The organism is Microcoleus sp. D3_18_C4 (assembly GCF_036702355.1).
Taxonomy (GTDB): Bacteria; Cyanobacteriota; Cyanobacteriia; order Cyanobacteriales; family Microcoleaceae; genus Microcoleus.
In genome coordinates this window covers 1-9,828 of record NZ_JAUBTF010000117.1, presented here as the reverse complement: position 1 = coordinate 9,828, position 9,828 = coordinate 1, and the positions used below count along the sequence as shown (strand labels likewise).

The 9,828-nt window shown below is 47.3% G+C and carries 7 protein-coding genes; 4 read left to right on the top strand and 3 right to left on the bottom strand.

Features of this window, described 5'->3' with window-relative positions; all coding sequences use genetic code 11:
* Positions 1-89 precede the first annotated feature (89 nt).
* Positions 90-365, top strand: a complete 276-nt coding sequence (locus QUA90_RS29430) for a MoaD/ThiS family protein (protein ID WP_333054763.1) — start codon at positions 90-92, stop codon at positions 363-365.
* A gap of 227 nt (positions 366-592) precedes the next feature.
* Here the strand turns inward: QUA90_RS29430 and QUA90_RS29425 are convergent, their stop codons facing one another.
* The 3 genes from QUA90_RS29425 to QUA90_RS29415 form a co-directional block, all read right to left on the bottom strand.
* A complete protein-coding gene (locus QUA90_RS29425) occupies positions 593-2,476 on the bottom strand; it encodes a ribonuclease J (RefSeq protein ID WP_333448682.1) in 1,884 nt (627 codons plus the stop codon).
* Positions 2,477-2,773: 297 nt separating this feature from the next.
* Positions 2,774-3,667 (bottom strand): 4-hydroxy-tetrahydrodipicolinate synthase, encoded by an 894-nt coding sequence (gene dapA, locus QUA90_RS29420; protein WP_333237998.1) that lies wholly within the window; start codon positions 3,665-3,667, stop codon positions 2,774-2,776.
* Positions 3,668-3,773: 106 nt separating this feature from the next.
* Positions 3,774-4,817 carry an aspartate-semialdehyde dehydrogenase gene (locus QUA90_RS29415; protein WP_333448681.1) on the bottom strand — a complete coding sequence of 348 codons (1,044 nt, stop codon included), beginning with the start codon at positions 4,815-4,817 and terminating at the stop codon, positions 3,774-3,776.
* A gap of 1,015 nt (positions 4,818-5,832) precedes the next feature.
* Between QUA90_RS29415 and tig the strand changes: the two genes are divergently transcribed.
* The 3 genes from tig to clpX all read left to right on the top strand — a co-directional run bounded on the left by tig (position 5,833) and on the right by clpX (position 9,639).
* Positions 5,833-7,248 (top strand): trigger factor, encoded by a 1,416-nt coding sequence (gene tig / locus QUA90_RS29410; protein WP_333448680.1) that lies wholly within the window; start codon positions 5,833-5,835, stop codon positions 7,246-7,248.
* 348 nt (positions 7,249-7,596) lie between these two features.
* Positions 7,597-8,286 (top strand): ATP-dependent Clp endopeptidase proteolytic subunit ClpP, encoded by a 690-nt coding sequence (gene clpP, locus QUA90_RS29405; protein ID WP_333075055.1) that lies wholly within the window; start codon positions 7,597-7,599, stop codon positions 8,284-8,286.
* A gap of 9 nt (positions 8,287-8,295) precedes the next feature.
* On the top strand, positions 8,296-9,639 hold the full coding sequence (gene clpX / locus QUA90_RS29400) for an ATP-dependent protease ATP-binding subunit ClpX (RefSeq protein ID WP_333328174.1): 1,344 nt from the start codon (positions 8,296-8,298) through the stop codon (positions 9,637-9,639).
* The last annotated feature ends 189 nt before the right edge of the window (positions 9,640-9,828 follow it).

Here is a 9,828-nt window from a genome sequence, read left to right as displayed (position 1 = left end):
CTGACTACTGACTACTGACTACTGACTACTGACTACTGACTACTGACTACTGACTACTGACTACTGACTACTGACTAAGGACTAAAAAAATGACCGTCAAAGTTTTAATTCCCACTCCCCTGCAAAAATTTACCAACAATCAAGCCACCATCGAATGCGCCGGCGATAACATTTCCGAACTAATTGAATCGCTGGAAACAAATTGTCCCGGCATCAAAAAAAGCCTGTGCGACGAAAAGGGAGAACCCCGCCGATTTCTCAACTTCTACGTCAACAGCGAAGACATCCGCTTTTTGGATGGATCAAACACAGCCCTCCAAGATGGCGATGAAGTTAGCATTGTTCCAGCAGTTGCTGGTGGCTGATTTTGCAACCGCAGATGGTGGCCGATAAACACAGATGAACGCAGATAGAATTAATTACTATCTGCGTTCATTTGCGTTTATCGGCGGTTAAAAACTATTCCCTCACTTAGTGAGGAAATCTATTTGTGAAATCCAATCTAGGCTTGTAGTTGCGCTTGGGCATCCAAGCGCAACTACAAAACCTAAAACTCCTTTCTTGGTTCGCAGTACGTCCGAGAATTATTGCCCTAAGAAGCTGCCCTTGCAGCAGTCCGGGGACGGCGCCGGCCCGTCACCTGATTGGCAGGAGATGGCAAGGATGGGGATGATGCCGATGATGGCGATGCCGATGATGGGGAGGATAATAGCTTAGGTGCTTCCAGGGAACCGGGAGATACTGCTGCTTTTTCCGATCGCACTGCTTCTTCAGGAATTTGCATCAGGAATACCAGCAGCGGATTGCTTTGCAGTTCCCGGCGCATTACCCGCTGAATTGCTTTTTCTATTTGGGTTTGCACTCCTACCCAGTCAATGTCAACTTGTGAGTCAGCAGTGGCGGGTTTGACAAATTCTGACCAGCGATCGCTCAAAACTGTTTCAATGGTTTGAGTGATTAATTTGATCACCTCCGCGCGATCGGCTGATGTCACTACACCTTTCAAGTGGACTTCTGGTTTGGCAACTAATTTGCCTTCCCAATTCAAAGCCGCCGCTACAGTTACAACGCCATCTCCGGCCAACTGCTGACGTTCCTTGAGGACGCTGGCTTTGACAACGCCCGATCGAGAAGCATCTACCAATTCAATTCCTGAAGGCACTTGACCAGCGACTCGCATTGAATTTTCAGTTAATTCTACGACATCGCCGTTATCAATAACCACCATATTGCTAGCGGGAATGCCCATGCTTTGAGCCGTCTTGGAGTGCTGGATCAGCATCCGGTGTTCCCCGTGTACTGGCAAGAAGAACTTGGGACGAGTCATGTTAATCATTAACTTTTGGTCTTCTTGACAACCGTGACCCGAAACGTGAATGCCTTTGTCGCGGCCGTAAACCACGTGTGCTCCCAGCATCATCAGTTTATCGATCGTGTTTACCACTGCGATCGTATTTCCCGGAATTGGATTAGCTGAGAAAATGACTGTATCGCCCTTCCTGATTTTCAGTTCGTGATGTTCGCCGTTAGCAATGCGAGTCATCGCCGCCATCGGTTCGCCCTGGGAACCTGTAGTTAAAATCAGTACCTTGTCTTCAGCCAAATTGCGGATTTCTTTCAGCGGTTTGAAAATACTATCTTCGCATTTGATGTAGCCGAGATTGCGGCAGTGAGCGATGACGTTAAGCATCGACCGGCCAACCACTCCGACATACCGATTGTTTTTCTTAGCCAAGTCCAAAACAATTTGCAATCGGTGTACCGACGAAGCAAAAGTCGTCAGCATTACCCGTCCCGGTGCTTGAGCGATAATTCTGTCTAAATTCGGCGCCACAGAACTTTCCGAAGCGGTAAAACCGGGAACTTCCGAGTTAGTTGAATCGCTGATCAAGCACAGCACGCCTTTCTCGCCGTACTCGGCCAGCTTTTGCAAATCAAAATGCTCGCCGTCTACAGGAGTGTGGTCAATTTTAAAGTCTCCGGTGTGGATCACAATTCCCACGGGAGTGTGAATTGCCACAGTAAAACTGTCGGCCATCGAGTGAGTGTTGCGGATGTATTCTACTAAGAAATTCTTGCCAATTCTGACAGTATCCCTGGGTCGAACCGTTCTCAATTCAGTGCGGTGAGACACTCCGGCTTCTTCGAGTTTTCCGGCTAGCAAAGCCATCGCCAAACGGGGGCCGTAGATGACCGGAATTTCAAATTGTTTGAGGTGATAAGGAATTCCCCCGATGTGGTCTTCGTGACCGTGAGTCACGATCATACCTTTAATTTTATGGCTGTTTTCCCGCAGGTAAGTCATGTCTGGGAGGACAATATTTACCCCGTGCATTCCATCTGTCGGGAACGCTAAACCGGCATCTAAAAGAATTATTTCGTCGCCGTACTCAAACACACAAGTGTTTTTACCGATTTCGTGCAGCCCGCCGAGGGGAATAACTTTTAGAGCAGATGCAGTTGTATTTTTGATCATGCGTATCCTTTGTTAGTTATTTTTGTTATTGGTCTGTGGTCTTTGGTCTTTGGTCTGTCGTCTTTCGTCTACTGTTCGTTTGTAGGGCAATATTTTTCCAAATATTTATGGAAAAATCCCTGGCGGGTTTTACTATCCCGTACAGTCAGTTGTCTTGGGTCTTCATTCTTCTATCTTCAGTCTTTAATCCTTGACTGTTAGCTAGTTACTAACACTTAATTACTAATGACTGATGACTCAGAACTAATGACTTATCACAACCAATATTCAGTTGTCTGAAAACTCGTTCTCGCTCGTCTAGCTAGCTGATACTGCTGCTAGCTGACTCAGTACGTCCTTTAACTTTTGAGTTACCTCAACGGGCGGATCGCACAGGGGCGGACGGGTGGAGCCTACATCCCAGCCTTGAAGTTTGAGAGCTGTCTTGACGGGAATGGGATTTGTGGTGAGAAAAAGAGCTTTAAACAGGTCAAAAAGTTGCAAGTGAATCTGGGTAGCGACTTGAACTTGACCGGCCTCGAAAGCTTTGATCATCTGTTGCAGTTGCTCTCCTACCAGATGGCTGGCTACGCTAACTACACCAGATCCTCCTACCGCCAGCATTGGCAAAGTTAGGGAATCATCTCCAGAATAGATGGCAAATTCAGGGGATGTCAAGCACCGAATTTGACTTGCTTGATCCAAGTTGCCACTTGCTTCTTTTACGGCCACAATGTTGGGGATTTCTGCCAATCGAGCCACCGTCTCCGGCAACATATTCTGACCAGTGCGACCGGGGATGTTATATAACATTATAGGCAATTCGGGAGCAGATTGCGCGATCGCCCGAAAATGATTATATAAACCTTCTTGCGGGGGTTTGTTGTAATAAGGAACCACCTGCAAACAACCATCTAACCCTAGTTTAGCTGCTTTTTTCGTAGCTGCGACTGCTTCTGAAGTAGAATTCGATCCGGCTCCTGCGATTACCAACGCCTTACCGGCCACCGCCTTTTGTACCACCTGAAATAATTCGTACTCTTCATCCCAGGTCATAGTGGGAGACTCGCCAGTAGTGCCGCACACTACCAAGCTATCTGTACCGCGATCGGCTAAATGAACTGCCAATTGTTCTGCTACCGCATAGTTAACGCTGCCGTCTTCCTTAAACGGCGTAATCATTGCAGTCAGAACCCGTCCAAACTTTACCACACTTTCTCCGATTTTAGACTGTTGATTTTTGATTTTAAATTTTTGATTTCAGATGAAAGGTTTATCTAAAATCCCCAATTTCAATTTCCAAATTGCCAGGGTTTCCCTAATTAGAAGCCGCCGCCACTTGGGTTCGCAACAAATTTTTTTCTACCAGCAACTCAGCTATCTGCACCGCATTTAAAGCCGCCCCTTTGCGAATTTGATCGCCCGACAGCCACATCTCCAACCCGCAGGGGTGAGAAATATCTTGGCGAATCCTGCCAACTAACACCTCATCCTTACCGCTGGCTTCTGCGGGCATCGGGAAATAATTAGCTTGCCAGTCTTCTACCAGCTTAACCCCGCTTGCCTGCTTTAAGATTTCCCTGGCCTCGATCGCGCTAAAAGGCTCTGCAAACTCTAGATTAATCGCTTCCGAATGAGCGCGCAGTACGGGAACCCGCACACAAGTTGCCGTAATTTTAATCTCGTCCGTACCAAATATCTTCCGAGTTTCGTTTACCATTTTCATCTCTTCTTCACAATAACCCAAATCATTAATCGGGGTGTTGTGCGGAAACAAATTAAATGCTAAGGGGTATGGAAATATATCTGTTTTGGGCGTTTCCCCCTGCAAAATTGCTCTTGCTTGAGCTTTCATTTCCTCCATTGCCCTTGCGCCCGCCCCGCTGGCAGACTGGTAAGTCGCTACAACGATGCGCTGTATCGGCCTAACTTTGTGAAGTGGCCAAACAGCAACTGCCATCAAAATAGTCGTGCAGTTGGGATTAGCAATTATACCTCGGTGAGTTGCTGCTGCTTGGGGATTGACTTCGGGAACCACTAGCGGTACTGTCGCATCCATGCGGAAAGCGCTAGAATTGTCAATTACCACTGCCCCGGCTGCCACCGCTTGCGGAGCCCATAACTTAGAAGTAGAACCGCCGGCAGAGGCCAGCACCAGATCTACATTATCAAACGATCGCGCCGACACTGCTGCCACCGGCAGCATCTCACCGCCAAAAGGCAAAGTTGTGCCTGCTGAACGTTCCGAAGCCAGCAGCTTCAAGTTAGAAATCGGAAAACTCCGGCTGTGCAATAGTTCTAGCAACTCGGCACCGACTGCGCCGGTAGCTCCTAAAATGGCAACTCGATAGGATTGAGACAAATTAGTTTCCTCCACAAATTAAAGTCTAAACGATCGAAATCAAAAATTTAAATAACTGCAATTCTCAATATCAAACTTAATTAATGTTATGCGACATCAGGAGCATGAGAGGATGGCAATGGTGCAGTTAACCTAAAAGGGCGATCGAACTTCCCGATTGATCCGTGCGATCGTACCCAATGCCAGTTTAGCATCTTTTGCCAATCGCCCACGCCCAATCCGCATCCGGTTAAGTTTTGCGATATATCTGCATTTTCGCAGGCGCATCCATTGACTTTAACTAGCTGCCTAGGCCGGCAAGATTGACATCACAGGGCGATATGTGCTATGGTGCATCGGCAATTAGTGGACTTAACCTCCACATTCCTAGCAGCAAAAGCTAGTATCCTCAAACCAAAACTATTTGGCAAGAGCCAAAAAAGTAGCCGACAATGACTTACAGTCTCATCCGGTAAAGGTTTTGTAGTTGTGCCGTTACGAGTCAAAGCGTAACAAAATTAAAATGCAGGCAAAGTCAGATTTGTATGTATTTTATCAAGGAAATTGGGTCTAAAACCCTGTCCTTCTAGGACGGCTTTAATTTCTTAAATCCCTTCCTAAAAGTCAGGAAATTTCTAGTATACTACAGTAGTCAAGGTTAAACTCCTGCGCCATAGTGCATAAAAACAGTTAACGACACACTTTAGCGCGTAAACCGGGGGACAAAGAGCGGCGAAAACTCTATAAACAGCTAGGGGCTTAACACAGTTCCTTTAACCAGAGAAACAAACTATTTAGTCTTGTTAAGTAGGGTAGGGCATACCCGAACTCTAGGTAAATATCCTAGTACGCTTTTGGAGATAGACCCTCTGGGATGACTGCGAATCAGGCTCGTTAATTGGTAGGATTTCTACGGTTAAAAAGTTTGAGGATTGCCGCAAGGACGCAACATTTTAAGGTCAGTCGCTGAATTAAGAATCCCTGTCCTTTAGGTCAGGGAGTGTCAATACACTATTGTTAAATATCAAAAAAGCCGATGAAAGTAACCCAGGAAAAACTTCCAGCTAGCCAAATTGGTCTGGAAATCGAAGTACCGTCAGAAAAGTCAAAACAAGCTTACGAGCAAGTAATTAAACAATTTGCTCGCGAGGTTAATATTCCTGGGTTCCGCAAAGGCAAAGTTCCCCGTCAAGTTTTGCTACAGCGCCTAGGCCAGACTCGCTTGAAGGCGACGGCTTTGGAAAATTTGATTAATGATTCCCTGCAAAAAGCCCTCGAACAAGAAAAAATTGCCGCAATTGGCAGTTTTGAACTTCGCACCGAGTTTGAAGAATTACTAGAGAAGTTCGATCCAGAACAGCCTCTGATTTTTTCGGCGAAGGTTGATGTACAACCAGAAGTGAAAATGGGTCAGTACACTGGTTTGCAGCTTCAAGCAGAAGAAGCTAAGTATGATGAGGCTCAGGTAGATGAGGTATTGGCAAAATATCGCTCGGACAAAGCTACTTTAATCCCCGTAGAAGGCCGGCCGGCTCAGTTGGGAGACGTGGCTTTGGTTGATTTCTCCGGTAAATTTGCGGAAGCAGCCGAAGGCGAAACTCCCGCAGAAATTCCTGGTGGCGAAGCAGAAGACTTCCAAGTAGAATTATCGGAAAATCAGTTTGTACCGGGCTTTATCCAAGGCATGATCGGGATGAATCCGGGAGAAACTAGAGAAGTTTCCGTGCAGTTCCCAGATGAGTATAGCAGTGAAGAATTAGCCGGAAAACCCGCAGTCTTTACGATTACCCTCAAAGAACTTAAGGAAAAAGAATTGCCGGAGTTGGACGACGACTTCGCCCAAGAAGTCAGTGAGTTTGAAACTTTAGCAGAACTGCGCGAATCGCTCGAAACTCGGTTTAAAGCAGACCAAGAAAACAAGACATCAGCTAATAAGGAAAAAGCTATATCAGCAGCCCTCGTGCAGCTAATAGACGTGGAAATTCCCGAAACAATGGTCGATCGCGAAATCGATTATTTGTTGAATCAACAAGCCGTCCAATTGAAAAATTACGGCATAGATATCAACCAACTGTTTACCGAAGAAAATATGGGCCCGATGCGGGAACGCTCGCGCCCGGAAGCAATCGAGCGCCTCAAGCAGAATTTAGCTCTGGCAGAAGTAGCCAAGCTGGAATCCTTATCTGTTGAACCAGCAGAAGTAGCAGCCGAAATAGCAAAAATCAGAAAGCAGTTTCCCAAAGGAGATTTTGACCCCCAAAGGTTGCAGGAATTTGTAGCAGAAGACTTGCTCAAACAAAAAACCCTGAAATGGTTGGAAGAAAAAGGGACAATCGAACTCCTACCTGAAGGCTCTCTGACTCCGGCAGCAGAAGAATCAGAAGAATCGGACGCTGAAGATTCAGCAGAAGCAGCCACGAGCGTTGAAGTGGAAGTCGTAGGCGAAGAATAGAACTTAATTTGTTCAAATGTCCTAATTGGGGGCATGAAATCAACCGCGATTTTAACGGCGCACCCGATCCTTAACTACAAGCTCCGGGTGCGCCCGATCCTTACTAAAACCTCGGGGCGTCCACTAGAAGCAGCTATGATTGACAAGTGAGTGTTTTAACTCATTCACCCCGCGAACCTTGCGATTCACGCCCGCGTTGCGCCGAACACAGAAAGCAATCTCACAGACTCAAAACTCCGCATTCCCCCGATATCTGTTCAGAAGAGGCATAATAGTTAAAAGCTGGCGGCTTAATTTAAAGCTTTCATCAGCAGCAGCAAATTGTCTAGAATCCTTGACTGGTGTCTTATGGTTGTATCTCAATCTTCCAATTACCTAATTACAAGCTATAACGATTTTGATGTCAGTTCCAGCCCCAGCAATGTAGTGCCGATGGTACTAGAACAGTCGGGGATGGGCGAGCGGGCTTTTGACATTTACTCGCGCTTGCTGCGGGAGCGAATTGTGTTTTTAGGAACTCCCGTAACCGACGAAGTTGCTGACTCAATAGTGGCTCAGCTATTGTATCTAGATGCCGAAGACCCAGAGAAAGATGTCCAAATGTACATAAATTCCCCCGGCGGCTCGGTGACGGCCGGCATGGCAATTTATGACACAATGCAGCAAATCCGCCCCGATGTGGTAACGATTTGTTACGGTTTGGCAGCGAGTATGGGCGCATTTCTACTGACAGCAGGAGCCCACGGTAAGCGGATGTCTCTTCCGAGTTCCCGGATTATGATTCACCAGCCGCTTGGAGGCGCTCAAGGTCAAGCAGTTGATATTGAGATTCAAGCCAAAGAAATCCTTTATCATAAGCGTAAGCTGAATCAACTTCTAGCGCACCACACGGGTCAACCGATCGACAAATTAGAGGCGGATACAGAGCGCGACTTTTTTATGTCAGCCGAGGAAGCCAAAAATTACGGTTTGGTCGATCGAGTTATCGCTAAAGAAAACCTTCCGGCGGCGGGAGAGAATGTCACTGCACTGAATTAAGAGGCTGTTATGTCTAAGTACGACTCCCATCTAAAATGTTCGTTTTGTGGCAAGTCTCAAGAGCAAGTACGCAAGTTGATCGCAGGGCCCGGGGTGTATATCTGCGACGAATGCGTAGACTTGTGCAATGAAATTTTAGATGAGGAGTTGTTTGATTCGAGTGCAGTGCCTGCTGCGGCGGTGGCACCGAAGCAGGAAACGACGCCAAAGCGCCGCGCTTCCTCGGGCAAAAGTATGTCGATGAGCCAAATTCCCAAGCCCAGGGAAATTAAAAATTACCTCGACGAAAATGCGATCGGGCAAGATGAGGCGAAAAAGGTGCTCTCGGTGGCTGTTTACAACCACTACAAGCGCCTGAGCTTTATCCATGCCAAAAATAGCGGCAAGCACCCGCCGGAAGAAGTAGAACTGCAAAAATCGAATATTTTGTTAATCGGGCCCACGGGCTGCGGAAAAACTCTGCTGGCTCAGACGTTGGCGGATATGCTGGATGTACCCTTTGCGGTGGCTGACGCGACGACGCTGACGGAAGCGGGCTATGTCGGGGAAGATGTGGAAAATATTTTGCTGCGGCTGCTGCAAGTGGCAGATATGGACGTGGAAGAGGCGCAGCGCGGAATTATTTATATTGATGAAATTGACAAAATAGCCCGCAAGAGCGAAAATCCTTCGATTACGCGAGATGTGTCGGGTGAAGGCGTGCAGCAGGCGCTGCTGAAAATGCTGGAGGGGACGATCGCCAATGTACCTCCCCAAGGCGGCCGCAAGCATCCCTACCAAGACTGCATCCAAATTGATACTAGCAATATCATGTTTATCTGCGGCGGTGCTTTTGTCGGTCTAGAGAAAGTGATTGAGCAGAGAACGGGTAAAAAGTCAATGGGTTTTATTCAGCCCGGAGAAGCTCAGCCGAAGGAAAAGCGGGCTGCTGATGTACTCAAGCAACTGGAACCGGATGATTTGGTGAAGTTTGGGATGATTCCTGAGTTTATTGGGCGGGTGCCGGTGGCGGCGGTGTTGGAACCGCTGGATGAGGAAACGCTGATGGCGATTTTGACTGAGCCGCGCAATGCTTTGGTTAAGCAGTATCAAAAGCTGCTGAAGATGGATAATGTGCAGTTGGACTTTAAGCCAGAGGCGATTCGGGCGATCGCCCAGGAAGCATACCGCCGCAAAACTGGAGCACGGGCGCTGCGGGGAATTGTCGAAGAATTGATGTTGGATGTGATGTACGAGTTGCCGTCGCGCAAGGATGTTGCCCGATGTACGATTACGAAGGAAATGGTCGAGAAGCGATCGACCGCCGAGTTGTTGGTACTTCCGTCTTCCCTGCCCAAGCCAGAGTCAGCTTAAAAGTAGATATTCACAATCACTAGGTGACTTTAATTAAACATAAAACTTTTAGGGTATTAAGAAACCTGGAAGGGCGGCCACTCTTAGCAGCGCCCTACTAAAAAAACCGAGAAATATCAGGTTCGGATAATTAGTTATAATTAAGGGCAGCCGATTCACAGGGACGCCAAACCCCCTATGCCAAAAAAA

What these genes read in the sequence shown, in the direction of transcription:
- tig (WP_333448680.1), top strand. Translation starts at nt 5,833, where the DNA reads ATGAAAGTAACCCAGGAAAAACTTCCAGCTAGCCAAATTGGTCTGGAA.
- clpX (WP_333328174.1), top strand. Translation starts at nt 8,296, where the DNA reads ATGTCTAAGTACGACTCCCATCTAAAATGTTCGTTTTGTGGCAAGTCT.
- clpP (WP_333075055.1), top strand. Translation starts at nt 7,597, where the DNA reads ATGGTTGTATCTCAATCTTCCAATTACCTAATTACAAGCTATAACGAT.
- QUA90_RS29430 (WP_333054763.1), top strand. Translation starts at nt 90, where the DNA reads ATGACCGTCAAAGTTTTAATTCCCACTCCCCTGCAAAAATTTACCAAC.
- QUA90_RS29425 (WP_333448682.1), bottom strand. Translation starts at nt 2,476, where the DNA reads ATGATCAAAAATACAACTGCATCTGCTCTAAAAGTTATTCCCCTCGGC.